We start from the raw sequence: 24745 nt of genomic DNA, 5'->3' as shown, positions 1-24745 counted from the left end.
AAGCGCCTGTCTTGAATCCATTGTAGTCAGTGTGCCGAGAAGGTCATTGCGCAATGTCAATTGCAATGAAACTGTCTCAGCACGCCGGCTGCAGCCGCTTGCTTCAGTTCGCCAGGGCCTCCGCCACCGGCAGGGCCGCGGCCTGCTCGGCCCGGCGCCAGTAGGACGGGTTGCCGTAGGTGTTCTTCAGATGGTCGATAAACAGCCGCACGCGCAGCGGCAGGTGCTTGCGCTGCGGAAACACGGCATGGATGCCGATCGGCGGCGCCTGGAACTCGTCGAGCACCGTCACCAGTCGCCCGCTGGCGATCTCGTTGCCCACCTCCCACCAGGAGCGCCACGCCAGCCCGTTGCCCTGCAGGCACCACTCATGCAGCACCGCGCCGTCGCTGCATTCCATGGTGCCGCCCACCTTGACCGTAACCGCGCGGCCTTCTTCCTGGAACACCCAGCCGCGCTGCATATTGGCGCTGGCACCAAATGCAAGGCAGTTATGGCGCTGCAGGTCTTCGGGCATCTTGGGGCGCCCGGCGCGCGCCAGGTACTCGGGCGAGGCCACCACCACGCGGCGGGTCTCGGCCAGGCGGATCGATACCAGGCTGGAATCGGGCAGGTCGCCCAGGCGGATCGCGCAGTCGAAGCCTTCGTTGACCAGGTCGACCACGCGGTCGGACAGGTCCAGCGTGATCGACACATCCGGGTGCGACTCAATGAACAGCGGCACCAGCGGCGCCACATGCTTGCGGCCATAGCCCGCCGGGGCGGTCACGCGCAGGTGCCCGCTGGCCTTGACGCCGCCGGCGGAGACGCTGGCCTCGGCGTTGTGCAGGTCGTTCAGGATGCGCTGGCAGTCTTCCAGGAAGGCCGAGCCCTCGAATGTCAGGCTGATCTTGCGTGTGGTGCGGACCAGCAGCTTGACGCCCAGGCGCTCTTCCAGCGCGTCGATGCGCCGCCCGATGATGGCCGGCGCCACGCCTTCGGCCGCCGCCGCGGCGGACAGGCTGCCGCGCGATGCGACGGATACAAAGGTCTCCAGTTGTTTGAAATGGTCCACAAATGTTCGCCTGATGTGCCCGCGACTGCCCCGCAGTGTGCCGGCGTGGCCACGCAATCGGTGGCGTGGAGGGCATTTTGCCGGCAGTGAGGCGGATTTGGTGCGGAGTTTTGTTTTGGTCAGCCAAGATTAGTGGTGTAAAAGTAAAAGATCAAGTGACCCACGACCACTTTGCCGCACTGCAGCGTCTCCCTACAATTCGATGCATTCAATGGTGTACAGAGCCACGCAGCTGTGGTCTGGCCGTCCATCCACCCAGTCGCCCGTACCGTTGCAGGTTGCCCAGGCCCTTATGAACAAGATCCGCGCAGTCGTCTTCGATGCCTATGGCACGCTGTTCGACGTGTATTCCGTCACCGCGCGCGCGGAACAACTGTTCCCGGGCCGCGGCGAGGCGCTGGCGCTGCTGTGGCGGGACCGGCAGATCGACTACACGCGCATCCGCACCATGGCAGCCCCCGATGGCTCGCGCTACAAGCCGTTCTGGGCGATCACCGTGGACGCGCTGCGCTACGCCGCCGAGCGCCTGAACCTGACGCTGGATGACGCCGCGGAGGCGCAGCTGCTCAAGGAATACGCGTGTTTGTCGGCGTTCCCGGAGAACCTGGGTGCGCTCAAGCGCCTGCGCCGCGCCGGGCTGCCGCTGGGCATCCTGTCCAACGGCAACGCCGAGATGCTCGACATCTCGGTCAAGAGCGCCGGCATGCACGGCCTGTTCGACCACGTGCTGTCGGTGGATGCCGTGCGCCAGTACAAGACCGCGCCGGCCGCCTACGCGCTGGGGCCGCAAGCCTTCAGCCTGCCCGCGGAAGAGATGCTCTTTGTCTCGTCCAACGGCTGGGACGCCTGCGGTGCCACCTGGTACGGCTACACCACGTTCTGGATCAACCGTGCCGGCCATCCGGCGGAGCGGCTCGACGTAGCCCCCTCCGGCACCGGGCACGACATGAGCGACCTGCTGGAATTCGTCCGCGCCCGTGGCGTGGCGGTGTAGCAGGATCCCTTCAACCAAGCCTTATCGCTATCGAACACAGGAGAAGACTGATGGCTATCACGCTGCCCGCGGGCATGAAGATTACCGGCGAGATCCTGCCGGCCTACGAAGATATCCTCACGCCGGAAGCCCTGGCCCTGGTAGACAAGCTGCACCGCGCCTTTGAACCGCGCCGTCAGGAGCTGCTGGCCGCGCGCGTGGCGCGCGCCAAGCGCCTGGACGCCGGTGAGCTCCCCGACTTCCTGCCGGAAACCAAGAGCGTCCGTGAAGGCGACTGGAAGGTTGCCCCGGTGCCCCAGGCGCTGGAATGCCGCCGCGTGGAAATCACCGGCCCGGTCGAAGCCAAGATGGTCATCAACGCCTTCAACTCGGGCGCTGACAGCTACATGACCGACTTCGAGGATTCCAACACCCCCAACTGGCACAACCAGCTGCAGGGCCAGGTCAACCTGAAGGCCGCCGTGCGCCGCACGCTGACCCTGGAATCCAAGGGCAAGCAATACAAGCTGAACGACAAGATCGCCACCCTGCAAGTGCGTCCGCGCGGCTGGCACCTGGACGAAAAGCACGTCACCATCGACGGCAAGCGCGTCTCGGGCGGCATCTTCGACTTCGCGCTGTTCCTGTTCCACAACGCCAAGGAACAGATCGCCCGCGGCGCCGGCCCGTTCTTCTACCTGCCCAAGATGGAAAGCCATCTGGAAGCGCGCCTGTGGAACGAGATCTTCGTGATGGCGCAGAACGAAATCGGCCTGCCGCAAGGCACCATCAAGGCCACCGTCCTGATCGAAACGATCCTGGCGGCGTTCGAGATGGACGAAATCCTGTATGAGCTGCGCGAGCACAGCGCTGGCCTGAACGCCGGCCGCTGGGACTACATTTTCTCGTGCATCAAGAAGTTCAAGAACGACAAGGACTTCTGCCTGGCCGACCGCGCCAAGGTCACCATGACCGCGCCGTTCATGCGTTCGTATGCACTGCTGCTGCTCAAGACCTGCCACCACCGCGGCGCCCCCGCCATCGGCGGCATGAGCGCGCTGATCCCGATCAAGAACGATCCGGAGAAGAACGCCATCGCCATGGAAGGCATCATCAGCGACAAGCGCCGCGACGCCACCGACGGCTACGACGGCGGCTGGGTGGCCCACCCGGGCCTGGTCGAGCCGGCCATGAAGGAATTCGTGGCAGTGCTGGGCGACAAGCCGAACCAGTTCGGCAAGCAACGCCCGGACGTGCAAGTGAAGGGCGCCGACCTGCTGAACTTCCAGCCGGAAACGCCGATCACCGAGCACGGCCTGCGCATGAACATCAACGTCGGCATCCACTACCTGGGCGCCTGGCTGGACGGTAACGGCTGCGTGCCGATCCACAACCTGATGGAAGATGCCGCCACCGCCGAGATCTCGCGCTCGCAGGTGTGGCAGTGGATCCGTTCGCCGAAGGGCAAGCTGGAAGACGGCACCAAGGTGACGGCCGAGCTGGTGCGCAAGCTGATTCCGGAAGAGCTGGCCAAGGTGAAGGAGCTGGTTGGCGGCGAGACCAGGACGTATGACCGTGCTGCCGAGATTTTCGAGCAGATGTCGACGTCGGAGGATTTTGCCGAGTTCCTGACGCTGCCGCTGTATGAGGAAGTTTGAGCGGTAGTAGGGGTCTTATAGGATGAAAAAACCGCAGCTCAGGCTGCGGTTTTTTTTTGATTTGCGCGTTGCTCGCATAGTCGACTTGGCAGTCTATTCACTAGGTTACGAACCCACTGTGGCGCGCGCACGGCCGGTATGCGGGTCAAGCTTGATATTGACGCGTGCCTTGGGTACTTCGCTCTGATAACCCGCGGTCATCTGCGATTCCTTTCTCATTCTGACCTTAATGATCGTTAATTCATAAACGTCTTCAGCAACGATCAGTACGGCGCCTTTCGTGATCACTACCACAACAATCATTGAGGAAAAATAGGCTGAATCCGAATTTGCATAGAGTGTTGATCCAGATCGCCAATTAACGTGAAAGCGCCTGCAATGGGATTTTTGCCGTAGAAAAAACCGGTTAACGTGCGACGCGCAGCGCGTGCGTCGAGCGATGTGTCGCCACTGCTGCAGCTTTGAATACGCTGATAACGGAGCACAGGCAATGGCGGATCTGATGGGAGAACGGAGGAATGACGGCGGGGCGCCGCTCAAGGGACTGACCGGGCGGCAGGCGTATTTCGTGGAGGTGCCCGGCACGGCGAGCGCCGCGGCCCTGTCGGTGGTCTCCTTCGAGGCCGCGGAGCGGATGGGCGAGCCCTATACCGTCACCATCCAGATCACCCACCCACTTGAGCTGGATCGAGCCGACTATCTGGGCAAGGCAGCAACCTTCCTGATCGATACCGCCGACGGCGTGGAGCCGCGCAAGTTTGCCGGATGGATCACACGGTTCAGCAAGACTCGCCAGACCTACGACTTCTGCAGCTACGAGATCGTGGTGGAGCCACTCGTTGCGCGGCTGCGGCTCACACGCGCCAGCCGCATCTACCAGCACCAGACCGCCCCGCAGATCATCGAGGCGATCCTGCGGCGCCATGACTTGGCGGGGCACCAGTTCGTGTTCAAGCTGCGCCGGAAATACCCCCAACACAAGTTCCGCTTTCAGTATCAGATGTCTGATCTGGCGTACATCCGGCTGCTGTGCGAACAGGAGGGGATTTATTTCTATTCCAGCCCCGGCAAGTTTGGCGAGATGGTGGTGTTTGGCGATGATATTGACCACTACATCTACCAGCCGGAACTGCGGGTGCCATACCGGGAGACAGCCGGGCTGGAATCCGGCCAGGAAGCGGTGTTCTCGCTCGAGACCCACGCGAAGACCGTGCCCGAATCGTTCCGGGTCGCGGACTTCAATCCCGACCAGGCCTGGGAGCGTCTGACCGGCGAAGCGAACGTCGCACGCAAGGAGAAGACGACCTACGGCCAGTCGTATGTCTATGGCACGCACCACCTGGACTTCGAGGGGGCCAGATGGGAGGCGCAACTGCGCCATGAGGCAAAGTTTTCCGAGCAGTTGATCTTCGCGGGCGAAAGCAATGTGCTGGAATTGCGTCCGGCGCGCATCCTGCGCATGGACCAGGCGCTGCCCGATGCGCCCGACGGGCAGGTGATCACCGAGGTCATTCACAGCGGGGCGCGTGACGCGGCCTATCGCAATACCTTCAAGGCCATTCCCTCGGACCGGCGTTACCGGCTGCCGATGGACGAGGACAACTGGCCGAGGATTCATGGAACGCTGAGCGCCCGGATCACTTCGTCCGGCCAGTACAAGTACGCCTACCTGACGCAGCACGGGCATTACACGGTCCGCTTCGATGTGGATTTCGAGGAATGGCCAAAGGGCGCCGAGAGCGTACCGCTGGCGCTGGCCAAGCCGTTCGCGGGGGCGTTGCAGACAGGCTTCCACTTCCCGCTGATCGATGGCACCTATGTGGACGTGGCCTTCCGCGACGGCAACCCGAACAAGCCATATATCGCCCACGTGCAGCACAACAGCCAGCACGCGGACCTGATCACGAACCAGGAAGGGTGGCTGTCGCCCAATGTGATCCGGACGCAGAGCAACAACAAGCTGCGCATGGAGGACTGGAAGGGGCACGAGAGCATCAAGCTGTCCACCGAGTATGGGGGCAAGAGCCAGCTCAACCTGGGCTATCTCGTGGATCACAAGAAGCAAAAGCGCGGGGACGGCTTCGAGCTGCGCACCTCGGGCTGGGGCGCGATCCGGGGCGGCAAGGGGCTCTTCCTTTCGGCGGATGACCAGCCGAATGCCGCCGGGCAGCAGCTCGACATGCAGGCGGCTCTACGGCTGCTGGAGCAGGCCCTCCAGCAAAGCGGGGCATTGGCCGATGCCGCCAAGGCCGCCCAGGCAATGGCCGCGGATTGCGAGCGGCAGAAGGCGCTGCTGCACGACACCCTGAATCAATTGAAGGCAGCGGGCCTGCTCGCCAGCGCGCCGGCCGGCATGGCGCTGGTATCCGGCGCGGACCTGCAGCTGAGCGCCAACAAGAACCTGATCGTGACGGCAGGCGGCAACGCCGACATCAGCGTGCTCCGGCAGCTTGCCGTTGCAGTCGGCAATGGCCTGTCACTGTTTGTACAGAAGCTTGGCATGAAGCTCTTTGCCGCCAAGGGAAAGATCGAAATCCAGGCGCAGAGCGATGAGTTGCACCTGACGGCGCTGAAGGACCTGGAGATCATCAGCGTCGATGGCAAGCTGATCCTCTCAGCCGACAAGGAAGTCTGGCTTGGCGCGGGTGGTTCCTATATACGCATCACCCCGGAGGGCATCGAGAACGGCACGCCCGGCGATATCCGCGAGAAGTGCGCGGCCTGGGACAAGCAAGGCGCCGCTTCCATGCAGGTCGTAACGAACCTAGGCAGCGGGTTGCCCACGCAGCCCCTGATGCTCAATGCCGCGGCCTCGCCGGCATCCAGGAACAGGCTGCCAGCCGGGACACCATACAGGCTGCTGGCGGACGGGGTGTTGGTCAAACAAGGCGTGATGGACGCAACAGGCCTGATTCCGGTCGATCACCACGCCACCACCCATGCATACCAACTGGAACTTGCAGGGGGCGTCTCATACGCCGTGCCCGTGGCCGAAGAATACCGGGGCGACCCGGCAAACGGCGAACTGGCGAATCGGGGCTTCCACTTTCATGAGAGCAGGCCATCCGGCGAGGTTACGCCGCCGGGGGACCGTGCCCTGCACCGGCAGCGATACCAGGACCTTCTTAATCCAGGATCGGAAGGATAAGTCGTGAGCAAACATCCCCCAATCGTTACGCCGATTGCGTTGAATCGAACCACGACAGCAACGATCTGTTTGCCATGGCCTACTGGGATGACGACGCGCATCGCTTTGCAAGGATGAACGCCCGCTTCGGACGCAACGGCGCGACGCCACGTCAGGATATTTCAAGCATCGTGACAGGGCCGGTGCTGGAGCACCTGAATGAGAACTTCTGCCGCGCATGGCAGCGCAGTGCAAAGGTGGATCTGTTGGCAAAGCGCAAGGGTTACGCTTCCAGCCTGAAAGTGCGGCGCGACAAGGGCACTGTCGTGATGGCACAGCTCACCCGCACCCAGTCGCAGGAGCACAGGCAGGACATTAAGGCGCTCTACCTGCAATCTGTGCGCAATGTGGCGCAGTTCATTTATATCGAGAACCAGTATTTCCGATGGGAGCCACTCGCGGACGCCATCAAGGAGGTCGCGCAACGGCATGCCGAGTGGGGACGAGACTCGGGCAAGCACGGGCCCATTCATCTGTTCGTCGTGACGAATTCAAGCGACGAAGGGATGGGGGATGGCACCGTCAGCACCTACAAGATGCTGGACAGCCTGGGACGACCAGACACGATGCCGGGTGTTGCGAGACTGGAGCGCAGAGACAAGCTGCTGCAGGAGCTCCTGGGGATGAACGAGCCCGCGTTTCCTGGCATTGGCGGTGGCGTGAGTGGCGCAGCAGACGCTGACGCGCTGGCACGAAGGAAGGCTGCGCAACAGAAACTCGACGAGATTAGGCAGAAACTCAAAGACAACCAGGATCCCAGGAAGCCGATTTTACCGATGGAGATTCCTGGCCTGAAGATTCATGTCTGTACGTTGGTGGCGCCGGATTCGCCGGCGGATAACTGGATGCCGGTTTACGTGCATAGCAAAGTCATGATCATTGACGATGTGTTCCTGACCCACGGATCGGCCAATATCAACACCCGCAGCATGGAGGTGGATAGCGAGTTGAATATTTGCCATGAGCACGCTGCGGTGACGCAGCCGTTGCGTCAGCGGCTGTGGAGTATCCACACGAAGGGGACTGGGGCGCAGGACGATCCCAAGGTAGCTTTTAAAGCTTGGAGCAACATCATCAACAACAATTCAGATTTTCGGGCAAGCAAAACTCAATCCCCAATTGCCTCGCTTGTTGGTTTTTATCGAGACTCCACCAAACGCAGTCGGCTGGACTGATCCATGCGCAAAAAAGCCCTGACGCTTTCGCTTGCCCTTCTCATCTGTGCCTGCTCGAACAACAACGGGAATCCCTTGGCTTCATTACCTGACTTGAGCGCCGTGCGCGCTAATCTCGCCTTCACCTGTGCCCGTGAGGCCGATCACCTGCCGCCGCTCGATCCGCATGCGGAAAGCCTATTCCAGTATGGGCGGTACTTGGAGAAGAAGGACGGTCCAAAGGACTTCAACGAAGTCGCGCGCTATTACCGGATCGCGGCAGCCCACGGGCACTACAAGGCCAATCACAACTTGCAACTGCTCGTGTCGGAAGGCTCCGCAGCGTCGCCAGACCCTGAAAAAGAAAGCATCACCCTGGCCGAACAGCTGATCGAGGCAGGTGTGCCGAGCGGTTACTACGACATCGGGCACTACCTGTTGCATGGCTACGGCCTCAAGCAGGATGAGGACATGGCACGGCGCTTCATCCGCAAGGCCGCCGACTTGGGAAATGCCGAAGCGCAATATTACGTTGCCAATTTGCTTGCCCCCGCCGACATGTCCCCAGACATTGCCAGGCAAATGCGCCAGTGTGCGATGGATCAAGGCCATGGCGATGCTGCCGGTTCGCTGGGCATCAATCTTAAGAACAACTCGCACTTCAACGAAGCGGTCAAGGCGTTCCAGAAGGGAGTGGCCGCTGGCAATACACAGGCAGCTTTCAGTCTGGAATCTGGCTTCAAGGGGCCTCCGTCGTCGGATCGATTGAACTATCTTGCGCTCCCTAGTGACCCCGAACGCGCAAGGCGCTATGAGCTGATTGGCAAATTCATTGACGACAACGATGGCCGCAATCCGACGGTGCCCGATGTCGACCAGATCGTGCCGTTGCCCCCGGCCAAACTGCCGCCCTGGGACGGCACCTTCCGGTGGCAGAAGGAACAGGACGCGGCGGTCCCGCCCGAAAAGCCCTCTGACGAACTCATCAATCGCCTGAGCAAAGCCAAGAACCTCGACCCGACCACGGGCCTGCCGTTGGCTGCCTTGGCGAAGATCGCTCAGGCAAATACACCGCAGGCTGATGTGGTGTCGCTGGGCACCAAGGTGGACTCGGGCGAGCGCTGTCCGCAAAGCGGCATCTGGTGCGTGCAGGAAGCCGTTGGCAAGCTCCCCGGCGCCAGGCGGAGCTTCGCAAAGGGGGATGTCCTGCCGCCGCTGACCGGCTACGACCCGCGGCTCTTCGCGTGGATGGATGACCTGCTGGGGGTGCGTCAGCGTTCCGTAGCGGTGACGTGGGAGCTGGTCGGCTACAGCGATCGGACATGACGCGAAGCACCAACGGAAACCGACCAATGCGCACCGCGCTTGCTGTATTGCTGGCGGCCCTCGCCGTCGCCGCTTGTTCCAGGGAGAATCCCTTGGCTTCGCGACCTGACCTGAGCGCCGTGCGCGCCAATCTAGCGTTCACCTGCCTCCACGAGGCCGATCATCTCCCACCACTCGACCCGCAAGCCGACGCCCTTTTTCAATACGGACGGTACCTGGAAAAGAAGGCGGGACCGACAGACTTCAATGAAGTCGCGCGCTATTACCGGATTGCGGCAGCCCATGGCCATTACAAGGCCAATCACAATCTGCAATTGCTTGTATCGGAAGGGTCCGCCGCGTCGCCAGCCCCGGACAAGGAAAGCATCGCTCTGGCCGAACAACTGATCGAGGCCGGAGTACCAAGCGGCTACTATGACATTGGGCACTACCTGCTGCATGGCTACGGCCTCAAGCAGGATGAGGACATGGCACGGCGCTTCATCCGCAAGGCTGCGGACCTGGGCAATGCCGATGCGCAGTATTACGTTGCTGATTTGCTTGCGCCCGCCGACATGGCGCCCGAGATTGCCAGGCAGATGCGCCAGTGTGCGACGTCTCAAGGTCATGGCAAAGCGGCTAGCTCACTGGGTATTAATCTGCAAAACAGCGCTCTATATTCCGAGGCGGTTCAAGCATTCCAAACGGGGGTAAGGGCAGGGGACTCACAATCTGCCTCCTTTCTGAAGGGAGGCTTCACGGAACCGATTCCATCGCAGCAACTCTTGCCGCCATCAGAGCAAATGTACTATCTCGCCGTATCAGCTGACTTCGAGCGCTCTAGGCGCTACAAGCTAATCTGGAAGTTCTTGATCGACAATGAGGGCCGTAACCCCACGGTTCCGGACATCGACCAGATCGTGCCGCTGCCCCCGGCCAAGCTGCCGCCCTGGGACGGCACCTTCCAGTGGCAGAAGGAACAGGACGCGGCGGTCCCGCCCGAAAAGCCCTCTGATGAACTCATCAATCGCCTGAGCAAGGCCAAGAGCCTCGACCCGGCCACGGGCCTGCCGTTGGCCACCTCGGCGAAGGCCACACCGACGACACCCTCGGAAGCCGAGCAGAAGCTTCTGTCACTTGTCTACGGCAATCAGGTCTGATGCAAGCATGCAAGATTTCACGATGTTGAGGAGAGCGAATTGCCAGATCTCATTCGCCTGGGTGACGCCACCGATCACGGCGGCAAGGTCATCACGGCTTCGTCCACGATGCGGTATGACGGCCGCGCGGTGGCCCGTAAGGGCGACCAAGTTTCATGCCCCAGGCATCCCAATGTACTCCCCAACCTGATTACTGACGGCGATGACACCACGAAAGACGACGGCGTGCCCGTCGCCCGCCATGGCTATCGCGCCATGTGCGGCTGCAAGCTGATTTCAAGCCTTCTCTGAACGCGTCCGATGCCCATTGAATTGCCGGAGCCGTCCTCGGATAAGGAACGGCCCACGCCGCTGAACCCGATTGTCTGGCTGGTGCTCCTGTTGGGGTGCCTCGCCGGCGGTGTTGCCTGGACCTTGCTCACCTGGCCCAAGGGCCAACCGACGGGCACGCCGTGGTTCTGGATGCGGCTGCTCGGGTATCCCACCCTGGCATGGGCCGCCTTGTTCGGAATTCGTCTGCACTTCCATGAGGAAGACAGCAATCATCTGGCGGCAAGGGAGGAGATCCGGCAGGCGGATCGCGACGAAGCCATTGCCTTTGGTACCGAGCCATTGGCGGTGCTCGGCGCCGTGTATCTGTGCGCCATGGGGACCGATGGCGTGTCGGGCCGGATTTCGCAAAAGGAAGCGGCACTCCAGGCGCGCACGCTGGAACGGCGCGTGCCGGCGGTTCGCCATACGCGGCTGGCATTGGGCGAAGGCGGTGGAAGCATCGACCGCTACCGGCAGACGTTCCAGGCGCTGCTGCAGGCCATCGACGCACCGTTACGCACCTTGCCGCCAAGAGTACCTTTCGACGTGCAACTACAGTTGCCAGGGGAGGCCGATCCGGAGTCATTGTTGACGGTATGGAAGACGTGCTGGCACGGCTGCGACCTGCGTTCGGCCGAGGCAACGCTGGTACCGGCTAGCGAAGGACTGATGATGCTGGACACCTGGCTGGATGAATACGGCGGCCCTGCGCTGGAAAAATTCACCCTGTTCATCGCCGTCCAGTTGCACGACAGGCCGCCGGAGAACAGTGGCGAGGCCGCCGCGGCCTTGCTGCTCGGCTGGGCACCGTTGGCCGAGCGGCGAGACCTGGCACCCGTCGCGATGTTGCATCGCCCCGTGGCATGCGAAGCCGATGGGATCGCCGAGGCCATGACGACTGCTGCCCTGTGTGGACGAGCCAAGCCCGAGGATCTTCCTCACCTGTGGCAATCCGGCCTGTCCAGGTCGGACAAGGCGGCGCTGCTCAAGGTCGGGGCGGAGGTAGCTTTGGGCGCGGCGCGGGAGGACGCATTGCCCGGTGTGCACGACATTGATACGGCCATTGGCAACCCGGGCGCGGCGGCGGGCTGGTTTGCCACCGCGTTGGCCATCGAGCAGGCACAGCAGACCCGGTCGCCGCAGTTGATTGCCTGCCGGGAGCACGCCCTGAGGCTGGCGGTGGTGCGCCCCGTGGCACACCTGAGCAGAACGGAAACGACTTGATGGAAAATCGGAAGAGTTTGGGATACAGGATCGCGGTCATTGCCATTACGGCGGTAGTGGCCGCCACGCTGTATTTCCGGGGTGCCGGCAGCGACGTGGCCCTGAGGCAGGCGGAGATCGCGGCGCTGATTGGGGTGGCGGCAATATTGCTGCGCGGTCCCATTGTTGCAGCGTGGAACGCGGTGGCACGTCGCTCTGGGGACCGAAAGCGGCACCAGCGCGATCCGGTTGCGCGCGCGGGCAAGAGCCCGGCCGCCAGCGTGGATCTGACGGCGCTACGGTATGCGAACCTCAGGTTCGCGTTGCGCGACCGGCACTGCCGCCGCCTGCCCCGCCTGCTGATGACCGGCGACGATACCGCCATTGGCCGGCTATTGCCAGAATTGATCGGCACAGGCTGGCTTGAAACGCCGGAAGCTTTGCTGCTGTGGAGCCAGGCCGGCAAGGATGGGCAGCCGGACATTGCGTGGCTCAGACAACTCTACAAACTGCGCCGGCGCCGGCCGGTGGATGCGATAGTCCTCGTGACCAACGGGGAGACTGAACTGCCGGCGCAGGGTCGCGGCACGATCCCGCAAAGCATGAGCCTGGCGCGAATTGCCGAGGTGCTACGCTGGTCGGCCCCGGTGTACGTGCTGGAGGTCGCGCAGACGGACACGACGACAAGCAGCACGCCGGTGATTGGCTGCGAACTGCCATGGCAGGCGGACACATTCTCGATCCACACCGCACTGCAGTCCGTGCGCGACCGCCTGGCAGCGCGTAGCGTCGAGCACCTGATCCGCAACAACCGTGATCGCTACATGGGCGAGCTTTCCGCGCGGCTCGATACCCGTGCCAAGGCGCTTGCTGAATGGATCGGCGGCATGGCAAGCAATCGACGTTGGCGCATCCCGTTCCGTGGCATCGTGTTCGCCCCATATCCTGGCTCGGTAGCAGCCGCGGATTCCGCGTCCAATGCCGACCTGCCCCTCTGGCAGTATCTGGGCGACGCAGCGCGCCGCCAGCCAGGCCGGCGGGTCGGCTGGCATCCGGTCACGGTATTTTCGATCGTGGGGCTGACGGCAGTTGGTGTCTGGAGTGCAGGCATGCTGGTGTCCGGTGCGCTGAACGGGCGGGATGTACGTGTCGCCCAGCAGGCAGTGGACGACATCCGGTCGGCTTCCGACGCCGCCACGTGCCTGCGTGCGCTCCTCGCCTTGCAGCAGCAGATCGAGCGTTTCGAGTACCGCACCGAGCATCACACTCCGCTCGCGACGCGTTTCGGCCTCAATCGCGATGCGGCCGTCCTCGACGCCTTATGGAAGCCATACACCCAGGCCAGCCGCCAACTGCTCGCCACGCCCGTGCAGCGGGACCTGGAGGCCTCGCTGGCAGATCTCGCGCAAATGCGTACCGACTCGCTGGACGATCAGACCAGCCGGTGGGCGCTGGGGGGCCATGAAGGGCTGAAGACCTACCTGATGCTGGCCCACCCCGAGCGCGCCGAGCCCGCCTTCCTGGCCCCGCAACTCATACAGCATTGGTCCACCGACGCCCGGCTCACACCGGGCGAGCAGCAGGATCTGGCCGAACGCCTGCTCAAGTTCTATGTACAGCACCTGAAGGCCAACCCTGCCTGGCGCATCGAGCCCCGGCCCGAACTGGTGGCCGGCGCGCGCCAGACCCTGCTTGAGGTCATCGGGGAGCGCAATGCCGAGGACACGGTCTACCAGGGCATCATCGACGCCTTCGGTGACAACGGCGGCAACAAGTACCCGGACCAGAACCTGGTGTCGCTCACGGCAGGCACGGATCCCCGCGGGCTGGCACGCACTGCCGCGATCGTGCCCGGCGTCTTCACCCGCCAGGCCTACGAGGGCTATGTCGCTCCCGCGATCGAGGCGGCCGCCAGGCGGACAGAGATCGCCAGCGACTGGGTGCTGACCGACGACAAGCCGCATGGCGCTCCACAGACGGCGAGCCGCTCGGCCGAAGCCCTGCAGGCGGCCCTGACCGAACAGTACTTCGCCGATTACGCGGAACACTGGCAGGGCTTCATGAACAGTTTGCAATGGGAACCTGCGCCGACGCTGCCTGCCGCGATCGACCAGTTCAAGCTGATGGCCGACGCGCGCCAGTCGCCGGTGATCGCGCTGATGAAGGCGCTCGAATACCAGGGTGGCGCTGGTGCGCGCAAGGACTCCCTGTCCGACACACTGGTGGCCAAGGCTCAGGATTTGCTGGGCAAGAAGGCGGCGGGTCCCGAAGCGATCAAGCCGGACGCGGCCGGGCCGCTGGGCGCCGCTTTCGGCCCGGTGCTGCGGCTGGTGGGGCAGGGCCAGGGCGCCAACGCCAATACTGGCGCTAACGGTGACCTGAGCCTGCAACGCTTCCTCGACCGCGCCACGGCGCTGCGCCTGCGCCTGCAGCAGGTCAGTAACAGCGCCGATGCTGACGCGCAGGCCCGCCAGATGGCGCAGGCGTTGTTCCAGGGCAAGGGCTCGGAGCTCGCCGATACCCAGGCCTACGCCCAACTGATGGCCGCCAGCCTTGGCAGCCAATGGGCCGGCATGGGCGACACGCTGTTCGTGCGCCCGATTGTCCAGGCCACGCAGACTGTCCTGCAGCCCGCGCAGGCGAGCTTGAACGACGCCTGGCGGCAAGGCATTGTCATGGCGTGGGGCCGGGCGTTCGCCGGGCGCTATCCGTTTGCGGACAGTGTCAATGATGCCTCGCTGCCGGAACTGGCGCGCTTCCTGCGCCCGCAGACGGGGCTGATCGGAACGTTCCTTGGCACGCAACTGGCTGGCGTGCTGGCGTTGCAGGGCGATCAATGGGTGCCGGCGGCTACCGGAGGCCAGGCACTGGTCTTCGATCCGGATTTCCTGAAGTCGGTCAATATCCTGCAACGCGTCGCCACTCGCATGCTGGCGCAAGGCGAGCCCCGGTACCGCTTCGAGGTCAAGCCCATTCCCACCCCGGGCCTGACCGACACGCTGCTGACCCTCGATGGCCAGAAGCTCCACTACTACAACCAGCGCGAGACCTGGCAAGCGCTGACATGGCCAGCCAGCAATGCACAGGACCTGGGCACCCGCCTGCAGTGGCAGTCCGAGAAGGCCGGCACCAACAAGAGCTACGAGTTCGGCGGCCGCTGGGGATGGGTTCGGATGCTGGAGCGCGCACGCATCGAGCCGCTCGACGGCGCGACCTACCAGTTGACCTGGCAGGGGATGCCGGATACACGCGCGGACACCGGGGGGGCAAAGGCCGGTGGCAACGAGAGTCCGGCCGAAGGGCATGACCAGGACGGTGCCGATCCCGACAGCCTGACGGCCCGCGCCGCGAGGCTGCCGCCGCCGGCGGAAGTAGTTTATCCGCTGAGCTATCAGATGCGCACCGAAGCTGGCCAGGGGCCGATGGAGATGCTGGCGCTGCGGGGCTTCGTGCTGCCGTCGCGCATCTTCCTGGGCCGGGAGCCGCAGGCTCCGGCGCGTGCCACCCCGGCCCCGCGGAAGTAGAGACGGAAGCACCATGCGCTGATCAGCATGCTGTGGCCACACTACCTGCGCATGATTCCGTCGCTGGCGTTGCTCCGGACGAAATCAACGGGTTGCCAGGATGGGAGGCCGCAGCTTCGGCTGCAGTTCTTCTTTCCGGGTATTCGGGCGCAACGGTGGCCTGGGCTGACGCACGCTGCAGTGACTAGCGAAACACGAACACCGGGATCCGGCAATGCGTCAGGACTTTCTGGGTTTCGCTGCCGATCAGTAGCCCTTGCAGGCCGGCCCGGCCATGCGACGCCATGACAATGAGGTCACAGTTGCGTTCCTCGCCGGTCCGGATGATCGCCTCATAGGGGTGACTGTGGGTAACGCTGAGCGTCTCGCATGCCACCGCCGCTTCTCTTGCCGCTTGTGCGACCACCGCCAGGTATCGCTCCGCGTGCATTTCGGCAAGTTGCGCGTAGCGCTCCTGGCTGTCCTCCAGCATGTCAGGCCGATGCGTGAAGACATGGAATTCCGGGATGACATGCAATCCCGTGATCCTCGCCTCAAATGCCCTGGCGAGTGTCACCGCCATGCGAACGGCAGCGTCGGAGAGTGCCGATCCATCGGTGGGCACCAAGATATGCTGAAACATGTTGGCCTCCTCGTGGCCGGCCGGGGCATCCGCCCTGGCCCCCTTGGCACGCGCTATGAACTTAATGGTACGACAATAGTTCCCAGGCTGGCGTGACGTGCTTCTCGACCCTCCGGTCAGCGGAACAGGGTGATGAAGGGGCGCTGCGGTGCTAGGCTGAAGGCGAATTCCTGCCACCCAGGTGGAGACACCAATGGTCGAAGCTTCCGGACTGAAGTCGGGCATGGTCATCATGCTTGAGGGCGAACTGCATAGCGTTATCAGCGCCGGGTACCACGCTGGCGGCGGCCAACAGGGGAGCGCAGTGTTCGCCAGGTTCAAGAACCTTAAGACGGGTCACATCAGGGAGTTGCGGCTACACCCGGGCGACAAGCTCGAAGAGGCCGCGCTCGATCACCAGGAGATGGAATATCTGTACACCGATGGTGCCGCCTTTTTCTTCATGAATCCCGACACCTTCGAGCAGATAAGTTTTCCTGCGGAAACCATGGGTGCATTCCAAAAGTTTCTTCACCCCAATATGCGAATCCCGGTGCAGTTTTATGAGGGCGAGCCAGTCACCATCGCGTTTCCGCCCGCGGTCGAGTTAACCGTCGCGTCCACGCCGCCGGGCCTGCACGAGCATGAAACCTCAACCTTCAAGACTGCCACGCTGGATAACGGCATGGAAGTTCTCGTTCCTCAGTTCGTCAAGGAAGGGGACGCGGTGCGAATCGAGGTCGCTTCAGGAAAATATCTGGAGCGGTTAAGGCGAGGGACGCGAAAGCCGTGACCCCAGTGCCGCGCCATCGCTCCCTGCATGCGCAGCGCAGCGTACAGTCCCGCTGGGGCGGGCCGGGCAGTGTCCGCAGTACCGTATCTGGCACCTGTCTTTCACCAGGATCCGATCTTCTTTGTCATGCCGGGCCGTCAACCCAATCCTATATTTGACACAGCGCCAATCGTGCTGCGCGACGCACCGCGATGATTTCACTGACAGGAGGGCAAGATGAACGACATCCGATCCGATTTCTCTATGCGCAAGGACGCACTGGCCCGCGACGTCGATACGCTGATGGCTGACGTGCAGGCACTTCTTCATGATGTCGAGGCTGAAACCGGCATAGGGGCCAGCCTTGAGCGCCATGCACTGAAGGCCCGGCAGCGCGCGCTGCAGGAGCGCCTTGTTACGCTGCGCGAAGAAGGCCGCGCCAAGGTCTCCGAGTGGGCGACAACGACCGATCGCTACGTTCATGAGCATCCATGGCAAAGCATGGGTACCGTGGCCGCCATCGCGGCAACCACAGGCGCTATCGTCGCGCTGGCTGCCAGCCACCGCTAGGCATTCGTGACTGCGGCGCCGGTACGGCAGTGACACGTGCGAGTCTCGCATGGGACACGTGGCATTTGCCGTGTCGGCGTCTGTATCGACTGCCAGCAGGCCATCCCGTTCGCCCGCTTGCAAGCGTACCCGGCCGCCATGCGCTGCACGGCATGTCAGAATCTCCACGAACAGCGCCATCCCCGCCAGGCGCAGGCGACGCGCCGTCCGGCCGTCGCAGATCTTGCGTCGCCGAGCTGACTTAGCAACAGGGACCCTGGGGATCACATCGGAGCGTGCGGTCGATTTTGACCTAGACTGAAAAAGTGCCCTTCGCGCGCTTCAGGGCTGCGCATTGCGACTTCACTGGCAGCCGATTGATGCGGGCGAACGACAATGGCACAGGCAACACACAATTATCTGCTGCCTGAATTCATGTGGATTGATGTTCACGAAGGGGGCATCATGTTGCAAGCCAGTGAAATGCAGCAACGTTTTAGTCATCTGCAGCAAACCATCAGCGAGGCATCACGGACTTGTCATGCCGATGCGAGGATTCCACAAGACTTGATGAACTGGGTGGATGAGCTCGACAAGGAGTGCAAATCGGCATCGAAGGTCGCGTCTTCGAAGGATCAGGATCGGATCCGGCAATGGGTCGATGATCTCGAACGGATCGGTGATCGTGCAGACCGCGCTTGCCAGCAGGCCGGCGGTCTCGATGCAAAGATCAAGGATGCAGTCAGTTCGATGCATTCGGAACTTGCTGACCTGAAGCGCCAACTGCACTAAGCAATCTGACAGCCCCGGTCCAACCCGCCGGGGCTGCCTGCTGTCTCGCGTCGCTTGCGGACCGGCAGGTGATTGCGCATCGAAAGCGCAATCGCCTGGCGCGAAAGTCCGCCTTACCTGCGCCGCATTTCCACGACCGCAGGTTTGCCATCAACGTTGTCGAACGTCACGGAAACCGCCTCGCCCTCCTTGAAATCCTTCAGCGATGCGCGATCCTTGACGGGGAACGCCATGGTCATCGCACCCATGCCAAGGTTGGCGATCGGTCCATGCCTGAGCGTGACCTTGCCTGCCTGCGCATCGATCTTCCTGATCTCGGCCGCGACGGGTTGCGGTGTCTGCTGCGAGGGGGCGGACGGCTTCATGTCCATGCCGTCCATCGAGCCCGCAGCGAATGCGGCCGGCGTGGCGGCGAAAGCCAGGAAGAGGGTGAGTGTCTTGATGGATTTCATTGCGGTTCCTTCTGGAGTGAGGGGTGGGTGGAAAGAGGTTGAGGTCTGGTCTGGCGCCTGCGTATCAGCAAGTACACCGCCGGGACCACGAACAATGAAAGCAGCGGCGCGGTGAGCATGCCGCCCACCATCGGCGCGGCAATGCGCTGCATGACCTCGGAGCCGGTGCCATGCGACCACATGATCGGCACCAGGCCGGCCAGGATGACGGCCACGGTCATTGCCTTGGGACGCACGCGCAGCACCGCGCCTTCCTGGATGGCTTCAAGCAGCGCGGACATGCTGGCATCGCCCTGGTGCTCGCGCGCGGCCCATGCCTGCTTCAGGTAGAGCAGCATGATCACGCCGAATTCGGCCGCCACGCCTGCCAGCGCGATGAAGCCGACCACGCCGGCAACGGACAGGTTGTAGCCCAGCAGGTAGAGCAGCCAGAAGCCGCCGATCAGCGCCAGCGGCAGCGTGCCCATGATGAGCAGGGCTTCATCGAGACGGCCGAACACCAGGTACAGCAGCACGAAAATGATCAGCAGCGTGAACGGCACCACCACCTTCAGCTTTGCGGCGGCGCGCTCCAGGTATTCGAACTGCCCCGACCAGCTCAGCGAGTAACCGGCCGGCATCGGGACCGCTTTCGCGACGGCTGCCTGCATATCCCGGACTGCCGAGCGCAGGTCGCGCCCGCGGATATCGACATACACCCAGCCTGACAGGCGCGCGTTCTCGCTGCGCAGCATCGGCGGCCCCTGCACCACCTGGATGCGCGCCACGTCGGACAGCACGATCTGCTGGCCCCGGTCCGTGACGACGGGCAGGCTGCGCAGTTGCTCCACCGAGTCGCGGTAATCGCGCGGGTAGCGGACGTTGATCGGGAAGCGCGCCAGCCCGTCGACCACCTCGCCCACATTGTCGCCGCCGATGGCCGACGACACCACGCTCTGCACATCGGCCACGTTCAGCCCGTAGCGGCCGGCCGCTACGCGATCGATGTCGATGTCGACATAGCGCCCGCCGGTCAGCCGCTCGGCCAGCGCCGAGGTCACCCCCGGCACCGTCCTGACGGCTTCCTCGATGCGCGTTGCCAGGCGATCGATCTCCTTCAGGTCCGTGCCTGCCACCTTGATGCCGACCGGGCTCTTGATGCCGGTGGCCAGCATGTCGATGCGGTTGCGGATCGGCGGCACCCAGATGTTGGACAGGCCCGGCACCCTGACCACGCGGTCGAGCTCTTCCACCAGCTTGTTGGGGGTCATGCCGGCGCGCCACTGGTTGCGCGGCTTGAACTGGATGGTGGTTTCGAACATCTCCAGCGGCGCGGGATCGGTCGCGGTATCGGCACGGCCGGCCTTGCCGAACACGGTTGCCACCTCGGGCACGGTCTTGATGAGGCGGTCGGTCTGTTGCAGCAGTTGCGCCGCCTTGCCGGCGGCAAGGCCCGGCAGGGCCGACGGCATATAGAGCAGGTCGCCCTCATCGAGCGGGGGCATGAATTCGGCGCCGGTACGCATCACCGGCCACGCCGTCGCGGCCAGCAGCAGCGCGGCGATCGCGAGGGTGGCCTTTGGATGGGCCAGCACCCGCGCCAGCACCGGCCGATAGGCGCGGATCAGCCATCGGTTCAAGGGGTTGGACTGCTCCGAAGGAATCCTGCCGCGGATCATGTAGCCCATCAGCACCGGCACCAGCGTCACCGACAGGCCCGCCGCCGCGGCCATGGAGTAGGTCTTGGTGAATGCCAGCGGCGAGAACAGCCGGCCCTCTTGCGCCTCCAGCGTAAAGACCGGGATAAACGACAGCGTGATGATGAGCAGCGAGAAGAACAGCGCCGGTCCGACCTCGGAGGCGGCCCGGCCGATCACGCTCCAGCGCTCGTCCCCTTTCAGTTCCCGGCCGGGATGGTCCGCATGCCAGTGCTCGAGGTGCTTGTGCGCGTTCTCGATCATGACAACGGCGGCATCGACCATGGCGCCGATGGCAATGGCAATGCCGCCCAGCGACATGATGTTGGCGTTGATGCCCTGGTAGCGCATCACCAGGAAGGCGGCCAGCACGCCCAGCGGCAGGGAGACGATAGCCACCAGCGCGGAGCGCAGGTGGAACAGGAACAGCAGGCACACCAGCGCGACCACGATGAACTCTTCGATCAGCTTGTGCGTCAGGTTTTCCACCGCCCGGTTGATCAGCGCGGAACGGTCATAGGTGGTGACGATTTGCACGCCGGACGGCAGGCTCTTCTGCAGCGTGGCGAGCTTTGCCTTGACCGCGTCGATGGTTTCCAGCGCGTTCTTGCCTGAGCGCATCACGATCACGCCGCCGGCCACCTCGCCCTGGCCGTCAAGTTCGGCGATGCCGCGCCGCATCTCGGGGCCAAGCTGCACGGTGGCGACATCGCCCAGCCGCACCGGAATGCCGGCATCGCTGGTCGCCAGCGGGATTTGCCGGAAATCGTCGAGCGTCTTCAGGTAGCCGCTGGCGCGGACCATGTACTCTGCCTCGCCCATTTCCAGCACCGACCCGCCGGCCTCCTGGTTGGCGCCCTTGAGCGCGGCCAGCACCTTGCCCTGCGACAGGTTGTAGGCGCGCATCCGGTCCGGCATCAGCACCACCTGGTACTGCTTCACCATGCCGCCCAGCGATGCGACCTCGGCCACATTGGGCAGGGATTTCAGCTCGAAGCGCAGGAACCAGTCCTGCAGCGCGCGCAACTGGCCGAGGTCATGCTGACCGGTCTTGTCCACCAGCGCGTATTCGTAGATCCAGCCGACGCCGGTGGCGTCCGGACCCAGCGCCGGCCTGGCCGCGGCGGGCAGTCGGGACTGCACCTGGTTCAGGTATTCCAGCACCCGCGAGCGCGCCCAGTACTGGTCGGTGCCATCCTCGAACAGCACGTAGACGAATGAATCGCCGAAGAAGGAGTAACCCCGAACGGTCTTGGCGCCGGGTACCGACAGCATGGTGGTGGTCAGTGGATACGTGACCTGGTTCTCGACGATCTGCGGTGCCTGGCCGGGGAATGGCGTGCGGATGATCACCTGCACATCGGACAGGTCGGGCAGGGCGTCGAGCGGCGTGCTACGCACCGCCCACAGGCCCCATGCGGTCAGCATCACCGTGGCCAGCAGGATCAGGAAGCGGTGGCGGATCGAAGCCAGGATAAGGCGCGCGATCATGGCCTGGCTCCCTGGGCGTTGTTGCCGGCGGGCTCGACCGACGACAGCGTGGCCGCGCCATCGCGGTCCAGGTGAAAGCGGAAGCGGATGCGGTCGCCAGGCTTCAGTCCCTTGGGCAGCCCTGCGGGCGGCGCGGCGAAGTCCATCGTCATCGCGCCCCACTGTGCCGACGGGATGGGGCCGTGCGAGATGGTCAGGCTGTCGCTGCCGTTGACGGCTTCAATGCGGCCGGTGCCTTCATGCTCGGCGACCGGGGCGACGGGTGCTGACGCTGCGGGCGTGGCCGTCATCCGTTGCGCGCTGCCGCGCAGGCTGGCTTCCGAGTCGATCAGGAACTGGCCGGAGGTGACCACTTTCTGTCCGGGCGCGAGCCCGTCCAGCACTTCCAGCATGCCATCGGTCTCGCGGCCGGTCTTGATGGCGGTCGCAACGAACCCTGCCTGGCCGGCATCGACCATGACGATATTGCGTTGACCCGTGCGGATGACCGACTCCGAGGGGATCAGCAACGCATCCTTCTGTGCGCCACTGTCCAGGCTGACCGTGACAAACATGCCCGGCAACAGGCGCCTGCCCGGGTTGGGCAGGACGATGCGGACCTTGATGGTGCGTGTCGCCGGGTTGACGTCGGGAAGGAGGGCGTCGACCTTGCCGGCAACGGAGCCGGACGCGCTGCTCTGCAGCACCGTGGCCGCCATGCCGGGCCGGATGGTGCCTGCCTGGCCCTCGGGCACTTCGGCAATCACCCAGACCTGGCTGAGATCGGCCAGGCGGAAGAGGGTCATGCCCGGCGACACGGTCATGCCCTCGCGCACCGCCACCTCGGTGACGAGGCCGTCGACGGGGCTGGCGATGGCAACGCTGGGCTGCAGCTTGCCGGATGTCTCGACCGCACTGACCTGGCCCGGCGTCATGCCCGCCTGCAGCATGCGCGCCCTGGCGGCGCCGCGCAGATCGCCCGGATGCGCGCTGCCTTGCATGCGCGACACGGCGAGGTATTCTTCTTGCGCCGCCACCCAGTCGGGCGAATACAGGGTGACCAGCGCCTGGCCGCGCCGGACCGGGTCAAGGGTTACCCTGACACCGACGTTCTGCACAAAGGCGTTGGTGCGCGCCTGGATGACCCGCACGCTGCGCTCGTCGATGGCGACATTGCCTGGCACCTGCAGCATCGCAGCCAGCCGTCCGGGCTTTGCCTCGGCCGTGCGAATGCCGAGGTTCTGCACGACGCGGCTGTCGACGGTGACGCCGGGCGCGCTGCCATCCCCCTCCGCATAGACCGGCACCAGTTGCATGTCCATGAAGGGCGACTTGCCGGGCTTGTCGAAGCGCTGGCCCGGCACCATGGGATCGTGCCAGTACAGGATTTTCTTGCCGGTCTTCGGATCGATGTCGCCGGCCTTGAGCACGGTGGATTGCGCGGGAGCTGTGCTCGAAGGTTGCGCAATCTGCGCGCCGCGTGTGACCCCGAAACGGTATGCACCGTAGAGGGCAAGGCAGACAACGGCCAGCCCGGCGGCTGCTGCAATGGCGTGCTTCTTCATTGGGCCTCCTGCACAGCGGCTTCGGTCTGGGCGGTAGGGAGCGGAACCAGGTAGTTCAGGTCCGCCCATAGCTTCGCGGTCTTTGCCTCAAGCAGCAGCCGATCCATGGCAGTGTCGATGGCGCGATGATTGGCTTCAGCGACGGCCAGCAATGAACCCGTGTTGGCGCGATAGGCCGTCAGGGCCGCATCTGCCTGCTCCCTGGCAAGCGGCAAGGTCTTGTCGTCATAGCGCCGCAGCCGGTCAAGGTTGCGCTGCAACTCGGCCAGCCTGGCGCCGACCATGGCCTGGGTGTTGCGCCGGACCACTTCCAGCCTGGCCCGAGCGTCGTTAGCCTGCGCCAGCCGCGCACCGATTTCGCGGTCCTGGCGGTTGCCCCGGTCCCACGGCAGCGGGAAGCTGACATTGAGCGATCCCATGTTCGAGTAGGCCGAGCCGCGCTGGCTGTACATCAGCTCAACCGTTACGTCCGGCTTGCGGGCCTCCGTTGCCGCCTGGATTTCCGCTTCGGCCAGCGCCACGTCGCGCTGCGCGGCCGACAGTTCGGGCACGGCCTCAAACTCGCCCCTGGCCAGTTGCGGGGCGCCTGGCGGCACTTCAAGCGGCGGCCGCGCGGACAGCGGGCGCCCGGCCGCGGCGCCCACCCAGCGCTCCAGGTTCAGCGTGGCGGTCGCCAGCGCGGCGCGGTTTTCGTCCTCGCGGTCGTGCAGCTTCTGGATTTCCAGCGCCATCGCCAGCACGTCCGCGCGCGAGCCGCGCCCGCTGCGGTAGGCCGCGGTGGCTGCCTGCAGCGCCAGCTCAAGCGGATGACTGTGATGCCCGAGCAGCTCGCCGGCCTGCTCCGCATACCACCGGTCGAGCCAGGCATTGACCGCATTGCGCTGCACGCCGGCCAGCCCCACGGCGCGCTGCGCGTCGGCCGCGGCGGCTTCGGCTTCGAAGCGCGCGGCCCGGGCGCGGCGCTTGTCGGCGCGCGTGAATTCCTGCATCACGGAGATCGAGCGCATGGTCATGAAATCCCGGCTCAGCGAGAACTGATCCGGGCCATTGACCGGCACGTTGTTGATGCCGAGCTTGAGCACGGGGTCGGGCAGACGGCCGGCGGCGACCGCCAGTTGCCCGGCAGCCTCTACAGCGCCGCGCGACGATTCGGCGTCGCCGGCATGGGCACTCGCGATCGCGACGGTTTCCTCGAGGGAAAGGGAAGGGGCGGCTTGCCCGGGCGCGTCTTGCGGCGCCGCCAGGCCGACCGCGGGCGCGCTGAGCAGCGCCACGGTCAGGTGACGTAGAAAAAACATAAAGCCTCCAGGAACGACGACTGCTGCCCGCACGGAAGCG

20 protein-coding genes are annotated in these 24745 nt (G+C 64.1%); 13 read left to right on the top strand and 7 right to left on the bottom strand.

Annotated features, from left to right (window positions below):
* Window positions 1-103 precede the first annotated feature (103 nt).
* On the bottom strand, window positions 104-1054 hold the full coding sequence (locus ACREYQ_RS09275) for a LysR substrate-binding domain-containing protein (protein WP_432257356.1): 951 nt from the start codon (window positions 1052-1054) through the stop codon (window positions 104-106).
* A 292-nt stretch (window positions 1055-1346) separates the two neighbouring features.
* Here ACREYQ_RS09275 and ACREYQ_RS09270 point away from each other — a divergent pair, with 292 nt between their 5' ends.
* Window positions 1347-2048, top strand: coding sequence for a haloacid dehalogenase type II (locus ACREYQ_RS09270; RefSeq protein ID WP_432257355.1), 702 nt, complete (start codon window positions 1347-1349; stop codon window positions 2046-2048).
* A 50-nt stretch (window positions 2049-2098) separates the two neighbouring features.
* Complete coding sequence (aceB, locus tag ACREYQ_RS09265) at window positions 2099-3685, top strand: malate synthase A (protein ID WP_432257354.1); 1587 nt, start codon at window positions 2099-2101, stop codon at window positions 3683-3685.
* A gap of 105 nt (window positions 3686-3790) precedes the next feature.
* On the opposite strand, the gene ACREYQ_RS09260 is transcribed toward aceB, so the two are convergent.
* Window positions 3791-3973, bottom strand: coding sequence for a hypothetical protein (locus tag ACREYQ_RS09260; protein WP_432257353.1), 183 nt, complete (start codon window positions 3971-3973; stop codon window positions 3791-3793).
* Window positions 3974-4175: 202 nt separating this feature from the next.
* Here ACREYQ_RS09260 and ACREYQ_RS09255 point away from each other — a divergent pair, with 202 nt between their 5' ends.
* The 7 genes from ACREYQ_RS09255 to ACREYQ_RS09225 all read left to right on the top strand — a co-directional run bounded on the left by ACREYQ_RS09255 (window position 4176) and on the right by ACREYQ_RS09225 (window position 15530).
* Entirely contained in the window at window positions 4176-6833 is a 2658-nt protein-coding gene (locus ACREYQ_RS09255; protein ID WP_432257352.1) for a type VI secretion system Vgr family protein, read from the top strand.
* Between the two features lie 74 nt (window positions 6834-6907).
* Window positions 6908-8047 (top strand): phospholipase D-like domain-containing protein, encoded by a 1140-nt coding sequence (locus ACREYQ_RS09250; protein WP_432257351.1) that lies wholly within the window; start codon window positions 6908-6910, stop codon window positions 8045-8047.
* A 3-nt stretch (window positions 8048-8050) separates the two neighbouring features.
* The gene (locus ACREYQ_RS09245) at window positions 8051-9352 is read left to right on the top strand and encodes an SEL1-like repeat protein (protein ID WP_432257350.1); all 1302 of its coding nucleotides are present in this window, start codon (window positions 8051-8053) and stop codon (window positions 9350-9352) included.
* 26 nt (window positions 9353-9378) lie between these two features.
* Window positions 9379-10491: an SEL1-like repeat protein gene (locus tag ACREYQ_RS09240; protein ID WP_432257349.1), complete on the top strand. Its 1113-nt coding sequence runs from the start codon at window positions 9379-9381 to the stop codon at window positions 10489-10491.
* 39 nt (window positions 10492-10530) lie between these two features.
* On the top strand, window positions 10531-10782 hold the full coding sequence (locus tag ACREYQ_RS09235; RefSeq protein WP_432257348.1) for a PAAR domain-containing protein: 252 nt from the start codon (window positions 10531-10533) through the stop codon (window positions 10780-10782).
* A 9-nt stretch (window positions 10783-10791) separates the two neighbouring features.
* Window positions 10792-12027 (top strand): hypothetical protein, encoded by a 1236-nt coding sequence (locus ACREYQ_RS09230; protein WP_432257347.1) that lies wholly within the window; start codon window positions 10792-10794, stop codon window positions 12025-12027.
* Window positions 12027-15530 carry an ImcF-related family protein gene (locus ACREYQ_RS09225; RefSeq protein WP_432257346.1) on the top strand — a complete coding sequence of 1168 codons (3504 nt, stop codon included), beginning with the start codon at window positions 12027-12029 and terminating at the stop codon, window positions 15528-15530. Before ACREYQ_RS09230 ends, ACREYQ_RS09225 begins: the two co-directional genes overlap by 1 nt.
* 184 nt (window positions 15531-15714) lie before the next feature.
* Here the strand turns inward: ACREYQ_RS09225 and ACREYQ_RS09220 are convergent, their stop codons facing one another.
* On the bottom strand, window positions 15715-16152 hold the full coding sequence (locus ACREYQ_RS09220; protein WP_432257345.1) for a universal stress protein: 438 nt from the start codon (window positions 16150-16152) through the stop codon (window positions 15715-15717).
* Window positions 16153-16345: 193 nt separating this feature from the next.
* On the opposite strand from ACREYQ_RS09220, the gene ACREYQ_RS09215 reads away from it, so the two are divergent.
* The 4 genes from ACREYQ_RS09215 (at window position 16346) to ACREYQ_RS09200 (ending at window position 18244) form a co-directional block, all read left to right on the top strand.
* Window positions 16346-16924, top strand: coding sequence for an elongation factor P (locus tag ACREYQ_RS09215; RefSeq protein WP_432257344.1), 579 nt, complete (start codon window positions 16346-16348; stop codon window positions 16922-16924).
* Between the two features lie 216 nt (window positions 16925-17140).
* A complete protein-coding gene (locus ACREYQ_RS09210; protein ID WP_432257343.1) occupies window positions 17141-17473 on the top strand; it encodes a glycine zipper domain-containing protein in 333 nt (110 codons plus the stop codon).
* Window positions 17474-17509: 36 nt separating this feature from the next.
* Window positions 17510-17713 (top strand): TraR/DksA family transcriptional regulator, encoded by a 204-nt coding sequence (locus tag ACREYQ_RS09205; RefSeq protein WP_432257342.1) that lies wholly within the window; start codon window positions 17510-17512, stop codon window positions 17711-17713.
* Between the two features lie 204 nt (window positions 17714-17917).
* On the top strand, window positions 17918-18244 hold the full coding sequence (locus ACREYQ_RS09200; protein ID WP_432260390.1) for a hypothetical protein: 327 nt from the start codon (window positions 17918-17920) through the stop codon (window positions 18242-18244).
* 113 nt (window positions 18245-18357) lie between these two features.
* On the opposite strand, the gene ACREYQ_RS09195 is transcribed toward ACREYQ_RS09200, so the two are convergent.
* The 4 genes from ACREYQ_RS09195 to ACREYQ_RS09180 are packed head-to-tail and all read right to left on the bottom strand — an operon-like array spanning window position 18358 to window position 24705.
* Window positions 18358-18696: a copper-binding protein gene (locus tag ACREYQ_RS09195; RefSeq protein WP_432257341.1), complete on the bottom strand. Its 339-nt coding sequence runs from the start codon at window positions 18694-18696 to the stop codon at window positions 18358-18360.
* Complete coding sequence (locus tag ACREYQ_RS09190) at window positions 18693-21863, bottom strand: efflux RND transporter permease subunit (RefSeq protein ID WP_432257340.1); 3171 nt, start codon at window positions 21861-21863, stop codon at window positions 18693-18695. The genes ACREYQ_RS09195 and ACREYQ_RS09190 overlap by 4 nt, the downstream gene beginning before the upstream one ends.
* The gene (locus tag ACREYQ_RS09185) at window positions 21860-23407 is read right to left on the bottom strand and encodes an efflux RND transporter periplasmic adaptor subunit (RefSeq protein ID WP_432257339.1); all 1548 of its coding nucleotides are present in this window, start codon (window positions 23405-23407) and stop codon (window positions 21860-21862) included. The genes ACREYQ_RS09190 and ACREYQ_RS09185 overlap by 4 nt, the downstream gene beginning before the upstream one ends.
* Window positions 23404-24705, bottom strand: a complete 1302-nt coding sequence (locus tag ACREYQ_RS09180) for a TolC family protein (protein ID WP_432257338.1) — start codon at window positions 24703-24705, stop codon at window positions 23404-23406. The genes ACREYQ_RS09185 and ACREYQ_RS09180 overlap by 4 nt, the downstream gene beginning before the upstream one ends.
* Window positions 24706-24745 lie beyond the last annotated feature (40 nt).

Origin of the sequence: Cupriavidus sp. TMH.W2, assembly GCF_050847365.1 — a bacterium.
GTDB lineage: Bacteria > Pseudomonadota > Gammaproteobacteria > Burkholderiales > Burkholderiaceae > Cupriavidus.
This window is presented reverse-complemented; position numbering and strand designations above follow the sequence as displayed.

Bases quoted from the DNA above. Each gene is read 5' to 3' on its own strand.
- ACREYQ_RS09255 (WP_432257352.1), top strand. From the start codon at position 4,176: ATGGCGGATCTGATGGGAGAACGGAGGAATGACGGCGGGGCGCCGCTC.
- ACREYQ_RS09245 (WP_432257350.1), top strand. From the start codon at position 8,051: ATGCGCAAAAAAGCCCTGACGCTTTCGCTTGCCCTTCTCATCTGTGCC.
- ACREYQ_RS09230 (WP_432257347.1), top strand. From the start codon at position 10,792: ATGCCCATTGAATTGCCGGAGCCGTCCTCGGATAAGGAACGGCCCACG.
- ACREYQ_RS09225 (WP_432257346.1), top strand. From the start codon at position 12,027: ATGGAAAATCGGAAGAGTTTGGGATACAGGATCGCGGTCATTGCCATT.
- ACREYQ_RS09270 (WP_432257355.1), top strand. From the start codon at position 1,347: ATGAACAAGATCCGCGCAGTCGTCTTCGATGCCTATGGCACGCTGTTC.
- ACREYQ_RS09200 (WP_432260390.1), top strand. From the start codon at position 17,918: ATGTTGCAAGCCAGTGAAATGCAGCAACGTTTTAGTCATCTGCAGCAA.
- ACREYQ_RS09190 (WP_432257340.1), bottom strand. From the start codon at position 21,863: ATGATCGCGCGCCTTATCCTGGCTTCGATCCGCCACCGCTTCCTGATC.
- ACREYQ_RS09215 (WP_432257344.1), top strand. From the start codon at position 16,346: ATGGTCGAAGCTTCCGGACTGAAGTCGGGCATGGTCATCATGCTTGAG.
- ACREYQ_RS09180 (WP_432257338.1), bottom strand. From the start codon at position 24,705: ATGTTTTTTCTACGTCACCTGACCGTGGCGCTGCTCAGCGCGCCCGCG.
- ACREYQ_RS09250 (WP_432257351.1), top strand. From the start codon at position 6,908: ATGGCCTACTGGGATGACGACGCGCATCGCTTTGCAAGGATGAACGCC.
- ACREYQ_RS09195 (WP_432257341.1), bottom strand. From the start codon at position 18,696: ATGAAATCCATCAAGACACTCACCCTCTTCCTGGCTTTCGCCGCCACG.
- ACREYQ_RS09240 (WP_432257349.1), top strand. From the start codon at position 9,379: ATGCGCACCGCGCTTGCTGTATTGCTGGCGGCCCTCGCCGTCGCCGCT.
- ACREYQ_RS09210 (WP_432257343.1), top strand. From the start codon at position 17,141: ATGAACGACATCCGATCCGATTTCTCTATGCGCAAGGACGCACTGGCC.
- ACREYQ_RS09185 (WP_432257339.1), bottom strand. From the start codon at position 23,407: ATGAAGAAGCACGCCATTGCAGCAGCCGCCGGGCTGGCCGTTGTCTGC.
- ACREYQ_RS09220 (WP_432257345.1), bottom strand. From the start codon at position 16,152: ATGTTTCAGCATATCTTGGTGCCCACCGATGGATCGGCACTCTCCGAC.
- aceB (WP_432257354.1), top strand. From the start codon at position 2,099: ATGGCTATCACGCTGCCCGCGGGCATGAAGATTACCGGCGAGATCCTG.